Consider the following 24906-nt stretch of genomic DNA (forward strand, 5'->3'; position numbering starts at 1 on the left):
AGACTAGAGAGAGTCGGGTCCGTCAGGTTTGCTGGAGACCAGGCTCAATCTCTACCGCTTGGCGGTTTTTAGCGCGTTTATCAATGATATTTTTGGTAGCGACCAACAAGCCCAATCCTATAAATGCCCCTGGTGGTAGTATCGCGAACAAGAATTTTTGATCAGTTAAATAGAAATGAATAGTCAAATCTCGGGCCCATTCTCCCAGTAGTAAATGGGCGCCATCAAGAATGGTTCCCTGGCCAATAAACTCCCTCAATGCACCTAGTATCATTAACACCGCGGTAAAACCAATTCCTTGAAATACGCCGTCGATAAAAGCAGGCACCGGCCGATTGCGGCTGGCAAACGCTTCCGCTCTGCCAATTATGGTGCAGTTAGTGACAATCAAAGGAATAAAGATACCGAGTATCAGGTATAGCTCATAAGTAAAAGCGTTCATCAGCAGTTGTATATTGGTCACAAATGACGCAATTAGCATGACAAAAATCGGAATGCGAATTTCTTTGGGAATATGATTGCGAATAATTGAAACGGTCAAGTTAGAGCCGACTAGCACAAAAGTAGTCGCTATTCCCAAGCCTAATCCATTGATTAGGGTACCGGTGACGGCTAATAGCGGGCAAAGTCCAAGTAGTTGTACCAATGCAGCGTTATTGTCCCAAAGGCCGTCAACAATGACTTTTTTATTATCCGTCAGGAGTTTCATTTTTCGCCCCCACAACCAGAACCTTTAGCGTATAGCGTATCACGATTTTGCTGATGGAAAAGGAGGGAGTTATAAACTGATTTAACGATTGCCCTCGGTGTTATGGTTGCCCCGGTAAAGGCATCGAATTCACCGCCGTCCTTTTTGACTAACCAATTTTCTTTAGCGGTATTCGTTAATGATTTATCGTTAAACTGTTTTATCCAGTCTGATTTTTCGATTTCTATTTTGTCTCCCAGACCCGGAGTTTCCTGATGCTCTGTAACCCGGACACCTGCGATGGTGCCGTTTTCATAAATACCGATCACAAGATTGATTTTTCCAGCATACCCGTCCGGCGCAACGCTCGTCATAAAAACAGCATAATCTTTTTCGTTATTGCGCATTCGGTAGGCCTTAAGATTTTCTGGGGTCCCTAAAAACTCGGGGCTACTAATCACGGTACAATCGTGGTAAACATCATTATTATATGCATCAGCCGGAATTATTTCATTAAGCCGTCTGGCCATCGCTGCTTCAATTTCCTCCGCGATTTTGTCTTTAGTTATCAGGTGCGTTATTGCGATAAGCCCAGTGGAAACCAGCGCAAAAATCGCCAGAATCAAGCCATTTTGAATACTTACTTTTTTGATAGACTCAGCGGAATCACTCATTGGCGGCTGTACCATTTTGTTTGTCATCGTCTTGATCTTGCTGATCTTTAGAGTGGCCGTAAATTGTTGGCTTAGTGTAATGGTCAATAGTCGGCGTCGCGAGATTCAATAACAATACGGCAAAAGCGATTGCTTCAGGATATCCGCCAAATGTCCGAATAATAACGACCAGGAAACCGATTGACGCACCATAGATGAGTCTGCCTTTCGGTGTGGTTGCAGCAGATACCGGATCGGTTGCGATAAAAAATGCGCCTAGCATCGTTGCGCCGGAGGTCAGGTGAAACCAGGATGAAGAAAATAACTCTTCATCAAATAAATTGAGAACGCCGCTGGTGACAAAGATACTTGCTAATAATGAAACCGGAATTTGCCAGCGAATAACCTTGTTAAATAGTAAATATATTCCGCCAATTAAATAGCCAAAGTTTACCCACATCCAGCCATTTTGGTTGGCTTGAAAGAGCTCCTTGGAGAAAATCTCTGAAGACATTTTGCCAAGGACATGTTCCGTCTTAACATGGTCTAGTGGTGTCGCCATAGTGTAACCGTCGGCCAATGTTCGAAAGTCGTTAACAGTGAGTCCGCTGCTTGTTTGGCTAAAAAGAACTAACTCCAGGGATTGAACCAGTGAAGGTTGATTAGCGGTTAAATCCCGTGATGGCATCCAGGCCGTCATTTCAACTGGAAATGAAATTAATAATAGAACGTAGCCAACCATTGCCGGGTTAAACGGATTAAGCCCTAAGCCACCGTACAACTGTTTCGCAAATATAATCGCAAACCAGGTGCCGATAAATGTCATCCAGATTGGCAAGGTCGTTGGTATTGCCAAACCAAGTAAGATGCCGGTCAGCAGTGCTGAGTTGTCTTTCAGGACTTCTTGCGGCGCGCGATTTCTCAAATACAATACAAAGTATTCGGCTGTGACAGCAAAAATACTACACAAGATTAAGTTAATTAATACACCGTAGCCGAAAAAGTAAAATTGAATTGCCGCGCCTGGTATTAACGCCAGAATCACAAGCAGCATCACTTTGTTGGTGGGGAGCGAGTGGTGAAAAAATGGAGAAGATAGTTTCATTCGTTAGCTTCTCCGCTATCTTGTGTTGTTTGGCTCTGTGCAAGCCCAGCTTTTTTTTGTTTCACTCTCTCCAGCGCACGGTTAATCGCGGCCTGTTTGCCAGAAGGATCTTCTTGTTGGTTATTCGCTGCTTTTTTGCGTTCTTCAGCTGCTTTTTTATGTTTCATGGCTCTTTCTTCTTTTGCTCTGGCCAGACGCATTTCTCTGAACTCGAATCGTTGTTTAGCTTTTTCCGCTTTTTCCTGGTTGGCTTTATTTTTACGAATTTCCGACTTACCAAAACGATAATAGTGGACCAATGGTATTTCACTAGGGCACACATAAGCACAAGCGCCGCATTCTATACAATCAAATAGCCCTTGTTTTTCTAAAGGCTCCCATTGTTTACTTTCGCTAAACCAATAAAGTTGTTGCGGTAGTAAATCAACCGGACAGGCCTGCTGACACTCGCTGCAGCGAATACAAGCTTGATGAGGTTTTGTCTCGATAACCCAGGATTTTTCATTGCTCTGAGTGCGGTTAAATATAATGCAGTTAGTTGATTTGGTGACTGGCGTGTCAAAATTAGAAATACTTTGCCCCATCATAGGGCCACCTAAAATGGCTGCAGAAATTTTCTTTCTATCGACTTCAAAGGTTTCAATTAAGTGAGTGAGCTTTGTGCCAAATGGGATCCAGTAGTTGCCCGGTTTATTAACCAGATCACCGGTGATTGTAACCAGTCTTTCAGTTAAAGGTTTTTGGTTAACTACTGCGTTGTATATGCTGTGTAACGTCGCGACGTTTTGAACCAACAAACCGAGAGACGCAGGTAGCTGATCCTTAGGCACTTGTTTGCCGGTAACCAGCTCAATTGTTTGTTTCTCGCCTCCACTAGGGTATTTGGTTGGGGCAATCACTATTCTTAACGATGGTTCTGTACCAGCAGAGGAGTTCTTTGGTTCACCAGAAGAATCGATAGTAGATTTTTGCGCTTCCCTGATTAGACGGATCGCTTTTTCCAGCGATGAAATGGCTTCCGGTTTATTATCTTCAATTGCAAATATAATTTCTGTGGCGTTAACTATTTTTGCGGCAATCTGACTGCCTTCTATCACTTGTTCCGGGTGCTCTCTCAATAAGCGATCGTCGCAAGTAATGTAAGGTTCGCACTCCATCGCATTCACGATAAGCGTTTTAATATTTGCGGTCTTGAGTTTAGCTTCTGTTGGAAAGGTTGCGCCTCCTAACCCGACAATACCTGCATTTTTAATGCAATTTCTTAGGTTATCGCTGGTTTCTTCTCGCCAATGATTTAATCGTGGCAAATATTCTGAGTTAAGGTTTTGCTGGTCATTTGTTTCTAATTCGATAGCCGCGGTTGGCAAGCCAGATGGGTGGCCGGTATGATGAGGACCGATGGATTTAACAATTCCGGAAACTGGTGCATGAATATTGGCGCCTAATCCAGAAGTGCAACTTGCAATGAGTTGGCCTTTTTCGACTGTTTCGCCGACATTGACGATTGGCTGGCTTGCATTTCCAATATGTTGCTGCAGTGGGATGACGAGATTCGAGGGGGAGGGTAGAGCCGATATTTCAGCCTGATTGGAAATCGACTTAAATTCCTGCGGGTGAACGCCCCCATGAAAATGTCCTTTGGCTTTTTCGATGATAGGGAGATCCGTCATGACTGCGACACTGACTCTGTTAGAATGTTGCTTGGGCGAATATTGCTCATGTAACCACCTTAACGGGGATCACCTGAGGATCAGAAACTGTCTTAGGATCGGGCCAGCGCCAGTCTTGAGAAGTCGTCTCAATGATCGGCATGTCAATGCAATCTACCGGGCAGGGAGGAACGCAGAGGTCACATCCAGTACATTCAGAAGCGATGACGGTGTGCATCAACTTGGCTGCACCAACGATAGCGTCAACCGGACATGCCTGAATACACTTAGTACAACCAATACATTCGTCTTCTCGAATTACTGCAACGCGTGGTAATGATTCTTCACCGCAAGATTCATCTAACTCAACGACTTCCATATCGAGTAGCTCGGCAAGTGCCTTAATTCCCGCTTCTCCCCCCGGTGGACAACGATTAATTGCTTCTCCTGCGGCGATAGCTTCTGCATAGGGTTTACAACCTGGGTGGCCACATTGGCCGCACTGGGTTTGCGGTAAGATATCGTTAATTTGATCAACGATAGGGTTGCCTTCCACTTTAAATTTAACCGAGGCAAAACCAAGTAGACTACCGCAGACAAACGCGATGGTTACCAGTGTGAGCGTGGCGATTAGAAACTCCTGCATTAGAGTTTTACCAGCCCTGCAAAACCCATAAAGGCGAGCGACATAAGCCCCGCAGTGATTAAGGCAATGGCTGCTCCCTGGAAAGGTTCTGGCACATCAGCTACCGCGATTCTTTCTCGGATACCGGCGAATAAAATTAGCACTAACGAAAAGCCTAATGCTGCGCCAAAGCCAAAAACGATTGATTCGATGAAGTTGTGTGCCTGATTGACGTTCAATAACGCGACGCCAAGCACTGCGCAGTTAGTCGTTATTAGTGGCAAAAATATTCCTAACAAGCGATACAGCATCGGACTGGTTTTATGGATCACCATTTCTGTAAACTGGACCACTACTGCGATTGCCAGAATAAAGGATAGAACCTGTAAATATTCCAGCCCCAGTGGTTGCAATACGTAAGTGCTAATAAGATAGCTGGCCACTGAGGCGAGTGTTAACACAAATGTCGTTGCGGCAGCCATTCCCGTCGCCGTTTCTACTTTGCTGGAAACCCCCATAAAAGGGCACAACCCCAAAAACTTGGCTAACACGAAATTGTTAACCAATACGGTGCTAATAAGTAATAAGACAATTTCCGACATAAAACTCTGGACCCCTTGATCAGGATTGGGGTTGAGATGGTCCTTTCTTTGCGTCGATAAAATATTTGAATGCCAGCGACGCCGCGAAGACAATTCCCCAAACTATCAATAAGGTGACCAGGCCTTTGTAAATCGCGCTAGCGCCAACCATTTCAGCGTTAAGCACACTGGTTAGAATAAGCGGGGCCATGGTGTCTGCATCAGCAACCGTTTGTGGTGTAAACGCGCCTACTGCAATCAGCGATAAGATACCTGCACGGAGTTTAAAGTTCGTTTTTCTGAGCTTTAGATCCAACATAAATAGTAGGGCGAGCCCTAACGCAACGTAGGCTAACCAGGCTTGTGGATAGAGTGCAAAAGTTTCCATTGGCTAATTCTCTTGTTTATTTGACTCGCATGCCAGGCTGAGCGCCGTCATCAGGGTTTAAAATCCAGAGATCTTTTCCGCCAGGGCCTGCTGCGAGTACCATACCTTCAGACATACCAAAGCGCATTTTTCGAGGTTTTAGATTGGCAACCATGACTGTTAGCTTGCCTTCCAAATCCTCTGGCGAATACGCTGATTTAATGCCCGCGAATACTTGTTTGACTACGCCATCGAGGTCGAGTTGCAATCGAAGTAATTTGTCTGCGCCTTCAACGTGTTCTGCCTTGATAATTTTAGCAATTCGCAGGTCCATTTTATCAAAATCTGAAAATTCAATTTCAGGTTTAAGCGGCTCGGCTAATTGAGGTTGGCTTGCTGCTTCGGCTTCTTCTTTTGAGTCTTCGATCATGGCTTCCAATTTTTTCGGATCGATACGCTGAACCATCGGTTTAAATCGGTTAATGGAATGGCCTTCTAAAACTTGATCAATATCGCTCCACTTCAAAGGCGGAATTTGTAAAAAGGCTTCAACTTGTTCTGCTATCGCAGGTACTGCAGGTTTGAGGTATATACTTAAAATTCTGAATAGGTTAAGCGATACAGAACTGACTATTTGCACTTCGTTTGCCTTGGCTTCATCTTTGATTTTCACCCAAGGTTCTTCAGCCGCAATATACTGATTCGCTTTATCTGCTAACGCCATTATCTCGCGAATGGCACGTCCATATTGTTTATTTTCGTAAAAGTCAGCAATGGTTTGTTGAGCTTGTTGAAATTCCACGATCAATGGGTGGTTTGCCACGCCTGAAGATAGAACTCCATCAAACTTCTTGGTTATGAAACTAGCGCATCGGCTAGCGATGTTAATGTACTTACCAACAAGATCGGAGTTAATACGCGCAACAAAATCATCAAGATTCAAATCAAAGTCATCGACCTTACTACTTAATTTCGCCATAAAATAATAGCGAAGATATTCAGGGTTTAAATGGTTAAGGTAAGTTCTCGCCTTAACAAAAGTCCCCTTGGATTTAGACATTTTTGTACCATTAACCGTCAAAAAACCATGGGCATGAACTTTGGTCGGTTTCTTAAAACCACTACCTTCAAGCATGGCTGGCCAGAACAGCGTATGGAAATAGACGATGTCTTTACCGATAAAGTGATGTATTTCTGCGTCGCTTTTAGGGTCCCAGAACTCATCAAAATTCAAGTCATCGCGTTTATCACAGAGGTTTTTAAAACTGGCCATATAGCCAATAGGCGCATCTACCCAGACATAAAAATATTTGTTAGGCGCATTGGGAATTTCAAAGCCAAAGTAGGGCGCATCACGAGAGATGTCCCATTCCTGAAGACCAGCATCAAACCATTCGTCTAGCTTATTGGCAATTTGCTCTTGCACATGACCTTGCCGTGTCCAGGTTTTTAACATTGCGTCGAAGTCAGTGAGTTTAAAAAAGAAGTGTTCAGAGTCTTTTTCAATAGGTGTCGCGCCAGACACGGCAGACTTTGGGTTCTTTAGTTCCGTTGGGCTATAAGTTGCGCCGCAATTATCGCAATTGTCGCCGTATTGATCTTCAGAACCACATTTGGGGCACTCGCCCTTAACAAATCGGTCTGGTAAGAACATGTTTTTCTCAGGGTCGTAAAGCTGACTGATAGTACGTCTGGCAATATGTCCCGACTCATTAAGGCGATTATAAATGAGTTCACACAGCTCTCTATTCTCTTCACTATGAGTGGAATGATAATTGTCATAGTGAACTAAGAAATCTTCAAAATCCTGCAAATGCTCTTCTCGAGTCGCAGCGATAAAATCTTCGGGTGTGATGCCTTCTTTTTGCGCGCGTAGCATGATAGGTGTGCCGTGTGTGTCATCGGCACAAACGCTAATACATTGGTGACCTCGCATCTTTTGAAAACGGGTCCAGATATCCGTTTGGATATGTTCCAGCATATGGCCAATATGGATTGAGCCATTGGCGTAAGGTAAAGCACTGGAAACTAAAATACGTCTTTTAGGGCTGGACTGGTTTTCACTCACTGCTATATCACTCATTGTTATTCATCGGTTAGACGGTTTGTTCGATTGCCGGTATTTGATTGACTATGTGGTTGCAAGTGTCTCATTGCGCGATTGGCGACTAGCTTTCTGCAGCCTCAGTAATAGCGCGTTAGCAACAAACTGGCGGGTTAATCATGTTGCCCGCTTAGCTGGCGCAACTATACCGTTTTTTATCTCCGCTTTCACCTAAAACCACTGAAAACCTTACAAAATAAGCGAGTATTTCTCAACTTGCATAAGGTATAATCCAGCAATCTTATTTTAACCTGATCCTAATAATCGATGTTAGACGAACAAGCTATTTTAGATGTACTTGAGAATGGTGATTTTGCCAGTGTACCACCCGGGTTTGAATTAACCGCCTGTGTGCAAAAGACCAAAGTCATCGGCGATCATATCCAATTAGAAATTGTTCTGCCTTTTCCTTGTCAGGGAATTAAGCTGTCATTGGCAGAAGAGATAGAACAAGAAATCATTAACAACTGGCCGCAGTCCAAGAAAATTGCGATTGAGATTAAGCAGCGTTTAACGGCTTACGAGACCAAAGCTGGCGTGCCTCCCATAGCAAAAATAAAGAATATTCTCGCAATTGCGTCGGGTAAAGGCGGTGTTGGCAAGTCGACTACAAGTGTCAATCTTGCTTTGGCGCTTCAAGCCGAGGGAGCGAAAGTAGGGATTTTAGACGCTGATATCTACGGACCCAGTATCCCGATTATGCTTGGTATACCTGATGCCAGACCAGTATCTGAAGATAAGAAAACCATTTTACCGTTAGAGGCACACTCCATTGAAGCCATGTCGATCGGCTTTTTAGTCGAAGAAAAACAGGCAATGGTCTGGCGGGGACCAATGGCGTCTTCAGCGCTGCAACAAATCGTGCGCGATACACGCTGGGGAGAGCTGGATTACCTGATAGTCGATTTACCGCCTGGAACCGGCGATATCCAGTTAACTTTATCTCAAAAAATTCCAGTTACAGCAGCTGTGATTGTGACTACGCCGCAAGACCTTGCATTGGCCGACGCTAAAAAGGCAGTGACCATGTTTGGCAAAGTCAATATCCCGGTCATGGGCGTTGTAGAGAATATGTCGACTCATATTTGCAGTAATTGTGGCCATCAGGAAGCTATTTTTGGCGAGGGGGGTGGTAATATTCTGTCAGAAGATTATGATATGCCGCTATTGGGTCAATTACCGTTGGCAATGTCAATCCGACAACAGTTGGATCAGGGGAAACCGGCGGTGGCGGACGATCCTCAAAGCAGTATCAGTCAAACCTATCGTCAGATAGCCAGAAACCTGACAGCAAACCTGTCTAAGTTGGCGAAAGACTATTCTAAAGGCACTGATAGTATAGAAATCAAAACCTGGTCTCCGAAATCTTAATGACCTGGGCTGTTGAACCGATATTCAACAAGCAGCGACAAAGGTATATTTGAGACCGGGATATTCGAGACCAGAACTTTCGAGAAAATAATATGAGCATTAAATCAGATAAGTGGATCCGTCGTCAGGCGGCTGAGGGAATGATCGAGCCATTTGCTTCCGAGCAAGTCAGGCACGTTAATGGTAAAAGAATCGTGTCATACGGTACGTCGAGTTATGGTTACGATGTGCGATGTTCGAATGAGTTTAAAATTTTTACCAATGTTCATTCAGCGGTTGTTGATCCTAAAGAATTTGATGATAAGAGCTTTGTCAATGTTGAATCTGATGTTTGCATTATCCCACCTAATTCTTTTGCGTTAGCTCGCACAGTAGAGTATTTTCGAATTCCTCGAAGTGTATTGACCGTGTGTTTAGGTAAATCCACCTATGCGCGATGTGGGATCATCGTCAATGTGACGCCCCTGGAGCCAGAGTGGGAAGGTCATGTGACTTTAGAGTTTTCGAATACGACGCCATTACCGGCAAAAATTTACGCCAATGAAGGTGTTGCACAAATGTTATTTTATGAATCAGATGAAATTTGTGAGACTTCGTATGCTGATCGGGGTGGTAAATATCAAGGACAGACCGGCGTTACTCTGCCAAAGACTTAATTGAAACTCTGACAAAATAGTTTCTTGAAAGACGGTTTCGAATTTGTTGGAACCGTCTTTTTTATTGCCGGTAATAAACTTCCTCGGTACATCGATTTTGTTTTGCAGCCATAACAAGTAGTTGTACTAACATATCAACTAATATCGATACATTTTTCTCAGATTTGTTACGCTTATAATCAATCGGTGAGTTTAAGATAAGCCGTTTGGTTTGAGGCTTGGATGAGAATCCTCTTTATTTGCAATTAAAAGGTCGACATTGCGGATTAATCAAAGCCTTCCAGTTTCGATTAATCTGTCATATTGGCGAAAAAACGATAACTTAGATAAACTCATGTTAGGTCGTACGTATTTATAAGGTATTTACTTTTATGATCTGATTTTAAAACCATTAATGACAGTAATGATCAACTTAGGCGAGCTGGCTTGATTGATTTGTCTTTGGTTTCATTTCGTATTAGCCTGGAGCATTAAGTGGAAATTTTTTCTTTAGCAGATTGGTTGGCGTTAGGTTGGTTTCTCCTGTGTTGGGGAGGTTACACCTATTTTGCAAATCGCTATCGCAAAGAAGCCGTTAATCTATCTCAGTCCTTAACGGAAATTCGGGGCAGTTGGATGGAGGCGATGGTTAAACGTGAAATGCGAATCGCTGATGCAACCGTATTAGGTATTCTTCAAAGAACGGTTACTTTTTTTGCTTCGACGACAATATTTATTCTCGCAGGTTTATTAGCCGTTTTAGGGGCGTCAGATAAGGCAATGCAACTTGCTCATGCGTTACCTTTTGTTGCTGAACATAGCCAGGCAGCATGGGAACTAAAAATATTGTTAATGGTGTTTATATTTATCTACGCTTTTTTCAAATTTTCCTGGTCAGTCAGACAATATAATTTTGCGTTAGTCATGTTTGGTGCAGCGCCGGAAAGAGAAGAAGAATCATTTGAAGACTATGTTCAGTGTTCAAATGCGTTGCTGACTTCTGCAAACAATTCTTTTAACTATGGTTTAAGGGCTTATTCTCTTTCAATGGCAACGATTGGCTGGTTTGTGCATCCGTTTCTTTTTATGTTTTCAACGGCATGGGTTGTTGCTATTTTATATCGTCGAGAGTTTCATTCTCGAACCTTAGCGGCGATGCAGTCTGCAATTAATAGTTTTAAACAGCGTGATAATAAGGTCAATGCTAGCGACGTAGACGAAGTGCATTAATCACAACAATGAGAGAGCTTGTTGTCATTCCGATGGCAGCTAACCAGGCAGGAACGAGTCCTGCAATAGCGAAAGGAATTGCGGTAAGATTATAAATTACAGCCCAGCTAATATTTTGACGAATGATCTTCTCCAGCTTTTTACTCAATTGAATGGCGAGTGGAATAACTGTCAGATCATGACTGACCAAAACTGCGTCAGATGAAGTTTTCGAGAGTTCGGATGCAGTTCCCATCGTTACGCTAACGTCCGCTTGACCGAGAGCTCCAATATCGTTAACGCCGTCTCCGACCATTAATACAGAGCGTTTATTTTCCTGAGCATCTTGAATGATACTGAGTTTTTCTTCTGGTGTCGCACTATGAAAAAATGCCTCAATTGCTAATTTTTGTGCGATGGATTCACAAGCGTTTTTGCTATCACCACTAAGAAGATGGATATTCTGGCGGTTAGTGTGAAGTTGTTTTGTGGTCTCGATGGCTGTTGGGTTGAGTTTATCAGATAGAACAAAAGTTGCGATGTGCTCGTCATTTCTCGCAAGAAAAACATAAACCAGAGATTGAGTATTCGAACTTTGTTGTTTGATATGTTTTGAGCTTTGATGGCCTTTTTGAAAAGCAAATTCGGGTTTGCCAATTCTAAAACAGTTCTGTTTTTCACCATCGAGCTTAATTTGACCTTGAATACCACCAGCGATGACTTCTGTTAACTCCGAGACTTTGATTGAATGACTATTCAAATGTTTAAAGCCTTCTGCTATCGGGTGATTGGATATTTTTTCTAAAGCTGCGGCGATATTTTCGCACTCTGAAGCGCTCAGGTCTGCATGAGTTTGGGTTTCGATCAGTGTCATCTGGCCAAGGGTTAGCGTACCGGTTTTATCAAAATAAACGTCGGTTATTTTTCCAAGTTTTGACAATGTTCCCTTATTTTTGATCATGAGTCCCTTGTCAGTTAATTTGGCGATAGCTGCGGCGACTGCAGCAGGAGTTGCCAGGGAAAGGGCACACGGACAACTAACAACCAGCAGAGACAGGATGACTGGAAACACATTTGACGGATCAATCTGCCACCAGATTGCACCACTGATGACACATAACACGAGCAAAATAATAACGTACCAGTTGGCCACTTTGTCGGCAAGGGTGACACGATCAGATGTGAGGTTTTCGGATTTATTTTGTAGTTGGATGAGTTTTTGAATGCGGCTGCTCTTCAAATCATGGGTAGCACGCATGACAAAGCCCGCGCTATTGTTGGTTGAGCCGCTGAATAATTTATCTCCTGTGGATTTGGAAATTGGCATAAACTCGCCAGTGATAACTGCCTGATTAATTTCTGCTTGTGGACTCGTTAACACGCCGTCAACGGGAATGACTGCTCCGGCATTTATTATCAGCTGATCGTTTTCTCTGACCTCTGCAACGGGAATTATTTCGATTGATTCATCGTCTTTTTTTCTAGAAACAGAGAGGGGAAGCAAGCGATTAAAATTCTGTTGTTTCAATATCGCTTTTAATCTCATGCGGTGTTCTAAATATCGCCCAACCAGGAGGAAAAAAGTAAACATCACAACAGAGTCGAAATAAAAAACATTGTTATGAGTTAACAGTGAAAATACGCTGGCCGCATACGCAGATAAGATTGCGATTGACACTGGTAAATTCATTCCAAAATAGTGATGCTTTAACGAATTCCAGGCGCTGACAAAAAAAGGTGAGGCCGAGTAGAAAACCACGGGAGTGGCTAATAAGCCGCTGACCAGATGCAGGAAGTAAGCATGCTGCTCTGATATGTCCTGAAAGTCGCCGATGTAAAGCCCGGTAGCGAACATCATCACCTGCATCATTGCCAGGCCGGCAACAATCAAACGTTTAACAAAGGCTTTTTCTTCGCGTTTTGCTGACTGTTCCAGTTGATCTTCACTAAAGGGATATGCGCGGTATCCAAGTTGTCGGATGTTCTTTAAGGTCGGACTGATTTGAGCATCTTTTTGGAATTTAATCGTTGCACGTTGAGTGGTGGTGTTAATCTGGATATCGATAATTTCAGGACGAACACCAACTTGTTTTTTGATCAACCAGCCGCAAGCGGCACAAGTGATTCCTTCGATTCCTAACTCGATGGTTTTACTATTGTTCTCATCGTGAGTGATGGAATTCATCACTGCTGGATTATCTAAAGATTCAAGCTCAAAAATTTCTTCGGGCAGTATATCTTCTGCTTTGTTATTTTTTTCAGTTCTAAATTGATAGAAATCTTCTTGACCGTTGTTACAAATCAACTGGGCGACCGCCAGGCAGCCGGGGCAACAGAACTGCCTTATCTCAGTCAGAACTTCGAGTTGAAAATTTTGACCCGCTGGAACTTCAAGATCACAGTGATAACAACGGTCGACCATCATCTACCATTGGTGCTAATCGTGAGCTGTGAGCTTTCTGGATAATGCCAGCGAGATTTGAGTAACCAGGTCTCAGTGTCGTTGAGCAGTCGAATGTGCCAATAGGCTTGTGGCAGCTCTGGTAGCTGGGCGACATATTCCTGAGCCGAAAGCTTTTCTAACTGGAGATTCTGGTCAAGTTTTTGTTGAGTAGGGTGAGAAAAAGTGAGTTTTAATTGTCGAAAGTCGGTTTGTTCACCATTGAGTTTTACTACCAGCAATTGACTTGCTGTGTCCACCTCTAGTTGAGCAGAGAGATTGAGTTCCTTTGCAAATGCCTGTTTGGCAAGTGACTGATTGATGGCGAGGCCTTTTTTAAAATAATCATCCTGTACCATACTATGTGGTTGATCGGATGCAATTTGAAAAGTAATGACACCTGCCACAATGGTCAGTAGCGGAATCGAGAATACTAGCCAGGGCCAGAACTGTTTAAACCAGGGTTTTTGCTGTGAGTCCATCGGGTTACCTTTTTTTCGGGCCGAGAAATTTTGCCTTGGCTACATGAATATCGTTTGAGCCATCTTTAGTTGTCGTCGTTATTTTGAAGAAAATATCATTTGAACGCTGACTGAGTGCCTCTTGAGGTGCGCTGACTCGTAACGGTAGCGTGAGGACTTTTCCTGCTTCGATAGAAAATTCTTTTTCACCTTGAACTTGAGTATCGCTGATTCCTTCAACGCTAAGCATATAATGTTGAGAAACCTGTGACATGTTTAATATTTTTAGTTGGTAAGTATTTTCAATACTACCATCGAATGCTTCGGTATAGAGATTATTTCTATCTCGAATAACATTGACATCTAGTGGCGTTCTAGACGCAATCAAATAAATAAAAGTGAATATCAGGCCGAGAAAAAGCGAAATGTAAAGCAAAGTTCTTGGTCTGAATAACTTGGTTTCCTTGCCTTTTTCTGCATGTTCCGTCGTATATTGAATTAACCCTTTGGGATAGTCCATTTGTTCCATGACATTATCACAAACATCGATACACGCGGCGCAAGCGATACACTCGTATTGTAATCCGTCCCGGATATCAATGCCGGTGGGGCACACGTGAACACACTGGTGGCAATCAATACAATCGCCAAGTCCTTTTGATTGATAATCAGAATTCTTTTTTCGTTTACCCCGGTTTTCACCGCGTTTTTTATCATAGGAAATGATTAACGTATCTTTATCGAACATCGCACTTTGAAAGCGAGCATAAGGACACATGTGCAAGCAAACCTGTTCGCGTAACCTGCCTGCATTGCCATAGGTCGCCAATGAATAAAGGCCAATCCAGAACCATTCCCATGGACCTAAAGAGAGACTAACTATTCCATCCCACAATTCTCTGATCGGCGAGAAGTAGCCAACAAAGGTGTAGCCGGTAAACAAGGCAAAAACAATCCAGAGTGTATGCTTGGTTGTTTTCTTGAATATTTTTTCCGGTCCCCAAGGTTTTTTGTCTAACTTCATTCGCTTGTTGCGATTACCTTCAACTAGCTCTTCAATCCAGATGAACGTTTCGGTCCAAACTGTTTGCGGGCAAGCGTAACCACACCACACTCGGCCGGCAATTGCGGTAAATAAAAATAGTCCTACCGCACAAATCACCAAAAGCAAGGTCAGGTAAACAAAGTCCTGTGGCCAGAAGGTAATACCGAAAAGATGAAATTGCCTGGCCGGTAAATCAAGTAAAATGGCTTGACGAGAATCCCAGGTGACCCAGGGAGCCAGGTAGTAAAAACCAAGTAAAAATAAAACAGAAAAAATACGAAGTTTTGCAAAAATTCCATTAACCTGGCGAGGATATATTTTGTCAGGTTTGGCGTAAAGATCACGAATGATATAAGTATCGGATTGAGATTGTGACATCTTATCAATTTCCAAGCATTAGCAGGTTTCGTGCAGAAGCGCCAAAGGCATTTGCCTCTGGCGTTAACTGAAAGCTAAGTTTCGCAGTAGCCTTTATTGATTCGAGAGGCTATAAACGTAAGCTGCAACCAGGTGAGATTTTGCATCACCTAGAATATCTTTATGTGGCGGCATCTCACCGGTGCGACCGTTTCTGATGGTGTCCGCTATTGCCGTTTTTGAGGCACCGTGTAGCCAGATATTATCGGTCAGGTTAGGCGCGCCGACACTTGTATTTCCTTTACCGTCAGTACCATGACAAACGAAGCATTGAACGTCAAAAGTCGCTTTACCTGCCGCCGCTTTTGCTTCATCAACTTTATTGCCGGAAAGCTGACCAACATAGTTAACCAACTCATCAACCTGACTTGCAGTGAGGTTAGCGCCGAAAGGAGGCATTGCACCTATTCTTCCGTTAACAATACTATGCTTTAACTGCTCAGGTGAACCGCCCCACAACCAGTCTTTATCGGTTAGGTTTGGATAACCGGGGTTGCCGCGTGCATCAGAACCGTGACAGCCAAAACAGGTGTTAACAAAGATTCTTTTACCCATTTCAGTTGCCTGTTTAATTTTGGCGAGTTCTGCAATGGGTACATCGGCATACTTATCAAAAAGAGGCTGGTACAGTCTTTTGGCCGACTCAACTTCATTGTTATGCTGTCCTTCCATTGACCACTCCAAAGTTCCTTTGAAGTTGCCCAGACCGGGGTAAAGTACCAGGTAACCAATGCTGAATACTAAAGTGATATAAAACATGTTTAACCACCAGCGTGGCAGAGGGTTATTATATTCTTCGATTCCGTCGTAGACGTGCCCGGTTGTTTCGCCTTCTTCGCTTTCTTTAATTCTTCTGGTCCAGTAGAGCAGTCCCCAACATCCTAAAATGTTGATAGCTACAATGATTATGACCCACCAATTCCAAAATTCAGTCATGGTTTTTCACCTTAGTTTTATCCTGGTTTATTTGTTCACTACGCTCATCCCCGTCGTTAAAGACAAGGTTCGCAGCGTCTTCATAGTGGCGCTTGTTCTTTTTACTGAATACTTGATAGATCAGTACGATAAACAAAACAAACAGAGCAAGCGTAATCAAACTTCGAATTAGGTTGATATCCACTTTAAGTTACCTTTTGTCTTTTAAAGCCAGACCAAGCGCTTGAAGATAAGCAACAACGGCGTCTAATTCCGTTTTGCCTTCAACGGCTGCACTAGCGCCGGCGATGTCCTCATCGGTGTAAGGAACCCCCAAAAACTTAAAGGCTTTTAGCTTTTCTGGAGTGAGTTCGCTATCGATAAGTTTATGTTCCAACCAGGGAAAAGCAGGCATGTTTGATTCTGGGACAACGTCTCTTGGATTGATCAGGTGAACACGATGCCATTCGTCGCTGTAGCGTCCGCCAACACGGGCAAGGTCGGGACCGGTTCGTTTAGAACCCCATAAAAATGGATGTTCCCAAACATGCTCGCCGGCGACAGAATAGTGGCCATAGCGCTCTGTCTCAGCTCTGAATGGTCGAATCATTTGTGAGTGACAAGTAGTACAACCCTCACGAATGTATATGTCTCTTCCTTCTAACTGCAGCGCGGTGTAGGGTTTTAACCCGGCAACAGGTTCTGTTGTATCTTTTAAGAAAAATAGTGGGACGATTTCTGCCAAACCACCGAAGCTGATGACAATAATAATTAAAATCCCCATCAGGCCAATATTTTTTTCAATCGCTTCATGTTGCATCGATTAGCCCTCCTTTATATTGTTTGATTCAGACGCATCGACGTCAGGTCCAGCTTGAATTGTTTTAATGACGTTGTATGCCATAATGAGCATCCCGGCCAAGAATAAAATTCCGCCTAAAAGTCTAATTCCATAATAGGGGTAGGTGGCTTGAACTGATTCAACGAAACTATAAGTCAAGGTACCGTCTTCATTTACAGCTCGCCACATCAAACCTTGCATGACACCGGCAATCCACATTGCTGATATGTATAGAACGACACCAATGGTAGATACCCAAAAATGGATATTTACAAGATTAATACTGACCATATCTTTGCGGCCAAATAACTTAGGGATCATGTAGTACATCGCCCCAATAGTGACAAACGCAACCCAGCCTAATGCGCCTGAGTGAACGTGACCAATGGTCCAGTCGGTGTAGTGTGATAGCGCATTGACGGTTTTGATGGCCATCATCGGTCCTTCAAAAGTAGCCATTCCATAAAACGAAAGTGATACGATCAAAAACTTAAGAATAGGGTCGCTACGAAGTTTGTGCCAGGCGCCGGACAAAGTCATGATTCCGTTGATCATTCCGCCCCAGGAAGGTGCTAGTAAGATAAGAGAAAAAACCATTCCTAAAGATTGCGCCCAGCTTGGTAAAGCTGTGTAGTGTAGATGATGTGGGCCGGCCCACATGTAAATCGCTATTAAAGCCCAGAAATGAACAATAGATAGGCGATAGGAATAAACAGGGCGTCCCGCCTGTTTCGGTATAAAGTAATACATTATGCCAAGAAAGCCTGCTGTCAGGAAAAATCCGACCGCGTTATGCCCATACCACCATTGTACCATTGCATCGATAGCACCGGAGTAAGCAGAATAGGATTTAGTCAGTGATACTGGAACAGCGGCGCTATTAACGATGTGCAAGACTGCAACGGTAAGAATGAAGGCGCCATAAAACCAGTTGGCAACATAAATGTGTGGTGCCTTACGTTTCATGATTGTGCCAAAATACAATATTGCGTAAGCCACCCAGACGACGGCAATTAGAATATCGATTGGCCACTCAAGCTCTGCATATTCTTTGGCGCTGGTCCAGCCCATCGGTAGTGAAATCGCCGCTAACACAATCACCAGCTGCCATCCCCAAAATACAAATGCGGCCAGTCCATTACTGATGAGCGGGGCCTGGCAAGTTCTCTGTACAACGTAAAGTGAAGTTGCCATTAATGCACAACCGCCAAACGCGAAGATAACAGCGTTGGTGTGTAAAGGTCTTAAACGACCGTAAGTTAAATACTCGATACCATAAGTTAGGTCAGGCCAAAATAACTGTGCGGCGATAATCACGCCAACCAGCATTCCGACGATACCCCATACGACAGTCATAATAGAAAACTGTCTGACCACACGATAGTTATAGGTCAGAGAATTAGTTTCAGACATTTTTATTCCCATTGTTATAAAAGAAACCGGCGAATATCGCCGCAACGAATTTTGCCTTAATAGCAGTGCGTCAAATTTGATCTAAATCAATAAAATATTTATGGGTATTTAGTGATTACTCTTGGACATGTAAATATTCACGTAATTATAGAACAAGGAGATATGAATGCACATATTATCAGTTGATTTTTGCACAAAAAAAACTAATGAATATCTATCAAATTATTATTGTTATTGCTGTTTGCCTGAATGAGGACAGATAGGCTCACTTACTCTCCGTGGACGCTTATGCGAGGAGAGTAAATTGTGAGCGGTTGTAATTGTGATTGGTTGAATTGATATTAGTCAATCGGACCATTCATTCAAAAAATTAATTGATTGAGCCCGGCTTTAACGCGAGAACTTCGCATTGAAGATGAGTTAGCACGCGTTCCGCTGTGTTCCCCATAAAGGCACCTTTAATACCGCTTCTGCCGATTGTTCCCATGACCACTAATTGTGAGTCAATTTCTTCAGCTAAGGCGGGGATTCTATCTTCTGCAAGCCCTTCAACGACATGCTGGTTTTCACTGGAAACATTGAAGTCAGTAACCAGTGAAGCCAGTTTTTCGTGATTCAGACTGTTGACCTGGGTACGTAGATCCTCCAGGTCAAATCCGGGAATCGAGATAGCCTTATCAACCATCGGCGTGATATGAGTGCTGACAGCATGGATTGGTGCGTCAGTCAGCCGGCCTAGCAATTTAGCATAGCCGACAATCTGACTGTTAAAAGATTGCTCTTTAGGATCTTCTGAAGCGGCGTCTACTGCCGCTAAAATCGGAGATGTGAGTTTCCATTGCTCATCTTTAACCAGTAGAATAGGGGCTGGACATTGCCTCAACAGTTGCCAATCCATGGGCATAGTAAAGGGGTTAATACTTGAAGCACTTTCGCTAATCCGTTTAACCACCAGGTCAGGTTTCGTTTCTTCGCAAGCTTCAATCACCGCTTTTTGAATTTTTCGGTGCCATTTTACCTGGGTTGTAACCGGAATCCCCTTCGATTCGATGTTGGCTTTTAGTTCATTCAGGTAGTCCAGACGTTCCTGTAGTTTTTGTTCCTTAATCAGTTTTTTTTGAGATCCGGGCAGCAGGGGGGATAATTCTGTCCCTGGATCATAAACCCAACTTAACAGATTTAGTTTTATGTCGTAAAATTCAGCAAATTGTATCGCTCGGCTTAAAGCGATGTGATTCCGCCGCTTACCGCTGACGATGACTAAGATGTTCTGTGGAAACTTCATTTTTTCCCTCCGGAATTATTTACAATACTTTTTGTCCTAGTTCCGTAACATTTGTCCTGGTTCTGTGACAAGTAGGCTTGGCAAAAATTAACTCGGTCAAAAATTCGGCAAAAACTGATGTAACTAAAGCTCCGACCAGTATAAAATACTCTTTGGTGGAAAACTACGAATTTTCTGACTTTGTTGATAGAAAGAAAACCGAACTAATTGATATTTAAATTGTTTTTATAATGGGTGTTTTAGGGCGAAAAGCTCGAACAACCGTAAAATGCAGCAATTAAGAAGTACAAGTTTCAATAATTTATCCAGATTAAGGGAAAATTTATGCCAAATTGGCTAAAGCAATTATATAAAGATTACGTGTTACAACATACCTGGGTAACTGCAATCATCGTGATTGCTATCATTGCAACCATTGGTTCACATTCAGCTGATTTTCGGATGGATGCCTCTGCTGACTCGCTGATATTGGAAAACGATCGCTCATTAGAATTTTATCGTAAAGTCAAAAAGAAATATGGAACAGATGATTACCTTTTCATTACCTTCCAGCCGAAAGCGCCTTTGTTTTCTGACCAGTCGATTAAGCAACTTAAATCGCTAAAAGACCAGATTGCCGCCTTGCCCGATGTTGAGACTGTTATTTCGCTGGTTGATGCGCCCATATTCAATCCCGATAAGGTGAGTTTGGCCAATATTGAAAATGATCTTTATTTTATTGAAGACGAAGGAATTGACCTGGCTCAGGCGAAGCAAGATATTCTAAGTATTCCCCTGTATCGTAATCTATTGGTTAGTACTGATGGAGAAACGACGGCAATTCAAGCCAATTTAAAAGGTAACCCCAAATATTTTAAATTGAATGATGAACTCCGCAAGCTGCAATGGAAGCGGGTTAATAAGCAGCCGCTCAGCGCATATGAAGCGCAGGCGGAAGCTAACTTAAGACAAGAGCTGCGATTATTAGCAGATGAAATAGCCTTGCGTGATGAAAGGGTTATTACTCAAATCAGAAATCTAAAAACAGGTTATCAAGACGTCGGCACGATTTATCTGGGTGGTATTCCGATGATTGCTTACGACATGATTGATTATGTCAAAAGTGATTTAGTCATTTTTGGTTTGGGCGTCTTTGTTTTATTGGTGGCGATCCAGGCATTTATTTTTCGGCGGGCTCGCTGGATTATTATCACGCTAGGGTGTTGTACGATTACTGCGGTGACCAGCATTGGAATTCTTGGCGTTCTAGACTGGCCGGTAACAGTTATCTCATCTAATTTTGTTGCGCTACTCCTGATAATAACGATGTCGCTCGTTATTCATTTGATCGTTCGATTCCGACAGGTGGAACGAGATTTTCGAGAAATGAGTTATAACGATAAAATTCTCGAAACGATTTCATCTATGTTTACACCTTGCGCCTACACTTCGTTAACAACAATTGTCGCGTTTGGTTCGTTAATGGTCAGCGATATTCGTCCGGTGATTGATTTTGGCAAAATGATGATTATGGGCGTGAGTCTGGCGTTTGTTATCGCATTTTTAATGTTTCCATTATTGATGAAACTTAGAAAAAAATCAGGACTGGACAAACGTAAAGAAAGTGGCTTTTTTACCTTTACCAATCAATTGGCGAAAATAACTGACAAGTGGCGCTGGCAAGTGGCAAGTGTTGCGGTATTGATGAGTGTCGCTAGTGCCTGGGGAATTAGTTATCTGTCGGTCGATAATCGTTTCATTGATTATTTTAAAAGCAACACCGAGATTCATCAGGGAATGAAAGTTATTGATACTGAGCTAGGTGGTACGACGCCGCTAGAAATAATTATAGAACGTAGCGCGATCGAAGAAGACTTTGCATTTATTGAAGAAGAAAGTGAAGAAGATGAGTGGGAAGATGAATTTGAAGCAGGCGAGAGCGAAAGTGATGTCGCCGATGCGGCAAAAGAGGACGAGACCCCTCGTTTATGGATGACTTCTCACGGCATTGATAAGCTACATCGAATTCAGAACTTTTTAGAAAGTATTAGTGTGACGGGAAAAACTTTATCGTTGGCCGCTGGTTTGCAAATTGTTGAGCAAATTAACGGTAACGAGCGTCTGAGTGATTTTGAACTTGCTTTGCTGCAAAAGAAAATTCCCGAAGATTTAAGAGAGCAAGTTCTGTCTCCTTTTTATGATCGTGAAAATGACGAAGTGAGGTTTTTGATTCGAGTTAAAGAGTCTGATCCTGAGCTTGACCGCAATCAATTATTGGCTGACATTAGCGACTTTTTTGTTAATGAAATGAAATTTTCAAAACAGGATTTTCATTTTACCGGAATGTTGATTTTGTATAACAACATGTTGGAGAGTCTGTTTAAATCGCAAATTCTGACCCTTGGCGTTGTATTTGGTATTATCCTGTTGATGTTTATTATTCTGTTCCGCTCGATAACACTTGCTCTTTTGGGAATGTTTCCGAATCTGGTTGGAGCGTGTTTTGTACTAGGACTGATGGGGTGGTCTGGTATCCCGTTGGACATGATGACAATTACGATTGCTGCAATAAGTATCGGTATTGCGGTAGACAATACTATTCATTACATTCATCGGTTTAAAATGGAGTATGCTCGATTAGGAGATTACACCAAAGCGATGTATGCCTGTCATGACACTATCGCCAGGGCGATGTATTTTACATCGATTACGATTATTGCTGGATTTTCGGTGCTTGTGTTATCTAACTTTATGCCGTCGATATACTTTGGTGTGTTTACCAGTTTGGCAATGTTTATTGCGCTGTTAGCAAACCTGACTTTGTTACCTGTATTATTGTTGTTGTTTAAACCCTTACAGAAAAATATTGAGTCGATTGAATCTGTTGAGACAGAGACTGCGGCGTAATTATTACAAGTCATTGAGTTGAGACAGGAGGTCTATTTGGCCTCCTTTTTTATTGTTCCGATTTAGGCTCGGTTTTACAGTATGCTCATGTCAACTTTTAACAAATTAATATTTTAAATTTAAAATGAATAAAATAATAACAGTATTAATCATTGGTACTTTTTTGTTGGTTGTAGGTTGCAAGTCAACAGAGGTTAACCGAGCCGGCGAACACGCCTCTCAAGGCGAATCCGCATTTATGAATGAAGTAAAAACTAAAGCGGTAGTTTATTCTCAGGTCGATAACACAAAACAGGAAAAACTATTTTTAGATGGAAATTCTTCTAGCGCGATTGATGAGTTGAAAAAGCAGAATAAGAATCATACTGCAGCGGATTATTTTATTCTGGGTAATATGCTCTACCGCACTGATATAGAAGCGTCGTTTAACTATCATAAAATGGCTTATCGCGAATATCCGAATGAGCCTTCAGTTCAACTGGAAATGGCCATGCAATATCACCGTGAAGGTGATTGTAAAACAGCGCTTCCTTTTTACGAAAAGATCATATCCAGCGGCTCTCTTTCGAGTAAGCCTAAATTTGTACTTGTAGCTCACTGTTACCTTAAAGCTGGGAAGTATGAAAAAGCGGTAGAATATTGGCAAATGTCTGACTTTGCTAATTATCATGTTTCTATCGATAAGACGATTCACGATGTTTTTGGAAAGACGCACCCGATGAGTCGCTATTCGAAATTAGCGCAGAGAATTAAGCAAGGTGACGAGTCTGCGATTGGTTCTATTTTGGAACTTTCTGAGCGTTGGGATTTAGATTGGTGGAATATTAGCTTTAATGAGAAAGCTTATTCCAATGCATTAAGTTTAATCTACGAAACCTGGCCTGCGGAAAGCAAGGTTGGCCAGGAGTTGCTGCATTATGAGTTGATGAACTCTGCAAGCGATTTATCAGAGTTCAAAGAGTATTGTGATAAGTTCGGTTACTTTTCAACAGCGAGCAGTTTACCCAAAAATCCTTATTTGATGAAAAAGTTGGTTACTAGTGCCTTGGAGTTGAAATATATAACACCAGAGCAGTTGCTCGATAAACATTTCGATTATATTAAGAATAATTTAGCGCCTGATGAACAAGCTATCTACCAGCTTGAAGTTTTAGCGCATATCTTGGTAAGCACAAAAAATAACGACAAACTTCCGGAAATTGACGAAATCGGTTGGAAAAAATATAAGAAGGTAAAGTTTGCCAAGAGTTTTTATATTGGGCATTTGATTAAAAATGAAAACAAAATTCAATTTAATGATCCAGTATTGGAGGCAATGATTAACGACTTTCCTAAAGAACCTTACTTTAGAGTTCAGCAATACGCGATTGCGTTAAAGGCCAATAAGCAAACTAAAAAGCAGCTAGTAGCTCTGATTGATGCAGAATACTATGGTTTGCTTTCGAATCGAAATCAGTTTGCCCGTAGTTTAAATAGCTTTTATCACCGGTTAGCGACTCAGTATTGACTAATTGTTTGTATAAAAAAGCGAGTATTGAAAATGCGGTTATCCTAAAGTGTATTGTGTCGACAGCTAGATGAAATTCGATAATTAGATGAGCAGAAATTTATTATCCTAAGCAGCGTTCTATTTCTCTCTCTGTTGAAGGAGAGAGTTAACAAGTAATGTCTATTTTGGGGAGGTTTTTATCATTCCCGACTATTGTTGCAGGCTTTCCATTCCGTCTGTAAATTTTATTTATGAATAAGACGTTGCGAGCTGTTTGATTTTTTCCACCATTGCCTGCAATCCATTTCCGCGGGTTGGACTAAGGTGCTTAATGAGATCAAGTTGGCTGAAGTAATTTTGAATATCAAATTCAATAATTTGTTGTGATGATTTGTTGTTGTAGGCTGCCATCACGATAGCAAGTAATCCTCTGACAATAAGTGCGTCACTATCGACCTGAAAACTAAATTTATCGTTCTCGAATGTCGGCTCAATCCATACCAGACTCTGGCATCCGGGGACTAATCTTTCTTCGGTTTTTAAAGCATCGTCCATCGGTGGTAACGATTTGCCAAGGTCGATCATATATTTGTAGCGATCTTCCCATGAGTCAAAAAAACTTAGCGTATCAATAATGTCTTCTGGTGTCGTCATGTTGTCTAACTGCTTTCGTTTAACTTTATTTTATTTATCTTCAGGTATTGTGGCTAATTTGCGTAAGTATCTT

At 42.3% G+C, this 24906-nt stretch carries 22 protein-coding genes; 5 read left to right on the forward strand and 17 right to left on the reverse strand.

The window, feature by feature from the left end:
• Positions 1–22: 22 nt before the first annotated feature.
• From FLL46_RS11445 to metG, 8 genes are read right to left on the reverse strand one after another with little or no spacing between them, the layout of a single operon-like run.
• On the reverse strand, positions 23–709 hold the full coding sequence (locus tag FLL46_RS11445) for an electron transport complex subunit E (protein ID WP_281281962.1): 687 nt from the start codon (positions 707–709) through the stop codon (positions 23–25).
• On the reverse strand, positions 706–1389 hold the full coding sequence (gene rsxG, locus FLL46_RS11450; protein WP_246119305.1) for an electron transport complex subunit RsxG: 684 nt from the start codon (positions 1387–1389) through the stop codon (positions 706–708). Before rsxG ends, FLL46_RS11445 begins: the two co-directional genes overlap by 4 nt.
• Entirely contained in the window at positions 1355–2446 is a 1092-nt protein-coding gene (rsxD, locus tag FLL46_RS11455) for an electron transport complex subunit RsxD (protein ID WP_142893662.1), read from the reverse strand. Before rsxD ends, rsxG begins: the two co-directional genes overlap by 35 nt.
• Positions 2443–4116 carry an electron transport complex subunit RsxC gene (gene rsxC / locus FLL46_RS11460; protein WP_142893663.1) on the reverse strand — a complete coding sequence of 558 codons (1674 nt, stop codon included), beginning with the start codon at positions 4114–4116 and terminating at the stop codon, positions 2443–2445. Before rsxC ends, rsxD begins: the two co-directional genes overlap by 4 nt.
• Positions 4117–4162: 46 nt before the next feature.
• The gene (gene rsxB, locus FLL46_RS11465; protein ID WP_142893664.1) at positions 4163–4741 is read right to left on the reverse strand and encodes an electron transport complex subunit RsxB; all 579 of its coding nucleotides are present in this window, start codon (positions 4739–4741) and stop codon (positions 4163–4165) included.
• Positions 4741–5322: an electron transport complex subunit RsxA gene (rsxA, locus tag FLL46_RS11470; protein ID WP_142893665.1), complete on the reverse strand. Its 582-nt coding sequence runs from the start codon at positions 5320–5322 to the stop codon at positions 4741–4743. Before rsxA ends, rsxB begins: the two co-directional genes overlap by 1 nt.
• A gap of 19 nt (positions 5323–5341) precedes the next feature.
• A complete protein-coding gene (locus tag FLL46_RS11475) occupies positions 5342–5689 on the reverse strand; it encodes a hypothetical protein (protein WP_142893666.1) in 348 nt (115 codons plus the stop codon).
• Between the two features lie 16 nt (positions 5690–5705).
• Positions 5706–7751: a methionine--tRNA ligase gene (gene metG, locus FLL46_RS11480; protein WP_142893667.1), complete on the reverse strand. Its 2046-nt coding sequence runs from the start codon at positions 7749–7751 to the stop codon at positions 5706–5708.
• A gap of 288 nt (positions 7752–8039) precedes the next feature.
• Between metG and apbC the strand changes: the two genes are divergently transcribed.
• The 3 genes from apbC (at position 8040) to FLL46_RS11495 (ending at position 11008) form a co-directional block, all read left to right on the forward strand.
• A complete protein-coding gene (gene apbC / locus FLL46_RS11485) occupies positions 8040–9143 on the forward strand; it encodes an iron-sulfur cluster carrier protein ApbC (RefSeq protein ID WP_142893668.1) in 1104 nt (367 codons plus the stop codon).
• Positions 9144–9235: 92 nt separating this feature from the next.
• Positions 9236–9799, forward strand: coding sequence for a dCTP deaminase (gene dcd, locus FLL46_RS11490; protein ID WP_142893669.1), 564 nt, complete (start codon positions 9236–9238; stop codon positions 9797–9799).
• Positions 9800–10273: 474 nt separating this feature from the next.
• Positions 10274–11008 carry a DUF599 domain-containing protein gene (locus FLL46_RS11495; RefSeq protein ID WP_142893670.1) on the forward strand — a complete coding sequence of 245 codons (735 nt, stop codon included), beginning with the start codon at positions 10274–10276 and terminating at the stop codon, positions 11006–11008.
• Here the strand turns inward: FLL46_RS11495 and FLL46_RS11500 are convergent.
• The 8 genes from FLL46_RS11500 to uspE all read right to left on the reverse strand — a co-directional run bounded on the left by FLL46_RS11500 (position 10983) and on the right by uspE (position 19804).
• Positions 10983–13412 (reverse strand): heavy metal translocating P-type ATPase, encoded by a 2430-nt coding sequence (locus FLL46_RS11500; protein WP_142893671.1) that lies wholly within the window; start codon positions 13410–13412, stop codon positions 10983–10985. The genes FLL46_RS11495 and FLL46_RS11500 overlap by 26 nt on opposite strands.
• Positions 13409–13909, reverse strand: a complete 501-nt coding sequence (locus FLL46_RS11505) for a FixH family protein (RefSeq protein ID WP_142893672.1) — start codon at positions 13907–13909, stop codon at positions 13409–13411. The genes FLL46_RS11500 and FLL46_RS11505 overlap by 4 nt, the downstream gene beginning before the upstream one ends.
• Before the next feature lie 4 nt (positions 13910–13913).
• On the reverse strand, positions 13914–15311 hold the full coding sequence (ccoG, locus tag FLL46_RS11510) for a cytochrome c oxidase accessory protein CcoG (RefSeq protein WP_142893673.1): 1398 nt from the start codon (positions 15309–15311) through the stop codon (positions 13914–13916).
• A gap of 93 nt (positions 15312–15404) precedes the next feature.
• Positions 15405–16286, reverse strand: coding sequence for a cytochrome-c oxidase, cbb3-type subunit III (gene ccoP, locus FLL46_RS11515; RefSeq protein ID WP_142893674.1), 882 nt, complete (start codon positions 16284–16286; stop codon positions 15405–15407).
• Entirely contained in the window at positions 16279–16470 is a 192-nt protein-coding gene (locus FLL46_RS11520; protein WP_142893675.1) for a cbb3-type cytochrome oxidase subunit 3, read from the reverse strand. The genes ccoP and FLL46_RS11520 overlap by 8 nt, the downstream gene beginning before the upstream one ends.
• 6 nt (positions 16471–16476) lie before the next feature.
• A complete protein-coding gene (gene ccoO / locus FLL46_RS11525) occupies positions 16477–17085 on the reverse strand; it encodes a cytochrome-c oxidase, cbb3-type subunit II (RefSeq protein WP_142893676.1) in 609 nt (202 codons plus the stop codon).
• A 3-nt stretch (positions 17086–17088) separates the two neighbouring features.
• A complete protein-coding gene (gene ccoN / locus FLL46_RS11530; RefSeq protein WP_142893677.1) occupies positions 17089–18519 on the reverse strand; it encodes a cytochrome-c oxidase, cbb3-type subunit I in 1431 nt (476 codons plus the stop codon).
• Positions 18520–18889: 370 nt separating this feature from the next.
• On the reverse strand, positions 18890–19804 hold the full coding sequence (gene uspE / locus FLL46_RS11535) for a universal stress protein UspE (RefSeq protein ID WP_142893678.1): 915 nt from the start codon (positions 19802–19804) through the stop codon (positions 18890–18892).
• A 324-nt stretch (positions 19805–20128) separates the two neighbouring features.
• Between uspE and FLL46_RS11540 the strand changes: the two genes are divergently transcribed.
• Both FLL46_RS11540 and FLL46_RS11545 read left to right on the forward strand, forming a co-directional pair.
• Complete coding sequence (locus tag FLL46_RS11540) at positions 20129–22690, forward strand: efflux RND transporter permease subunit (protein ID WP_142893679.1); 2562 nt, start codon at positions 20129–20131, stop codon at positions 22688–22690.
• Between the two features lie 124 nt (positions 22691–22814).
• Positions 22815–24197 carry a tetratricopeptide repeat protein gene (locus tag FLL46_RS11545; RefSeq protein WP_142893680.1) on the forward strand — a complete coding sequence of 461 codons (1383 nt, stop codon included), beginning with the start codon at positions 22815–22817 and terminating at the stop codon, positions 24195–24197.
• A 231-nt stretch (positions 24198–24428) separates the two neighbouring features.
• On the opposite strand, the gene FLL46_RS11550 is transcribed toward FLL46_RS11545, so the two are convergent.
• The gene (locus FLL46_RS11550; protein ID WP_142893681.1) at positions 24429–24833 is read right to left on the reverse strand and encodes a SufE family protein; all 405 of its coding nucleotides are present in this window, start codon (positions 24831–24833) and stop codon (positions 24429–24431) included.
• Positions 24834–24906 lie beyond the last annotated feature (73 nt).

The organism is Aliikangiella coralliicola (assembly GCF_007004725.1).
In the GTDB taxonomy this organism is placed as follows: domain Bacteria; phylum Pseudomonadota; class Gammaproteobacteria; order Enterobacterales; family Kangiellaceae; genus Aliikangiella; species Aliikangiella coralliicola.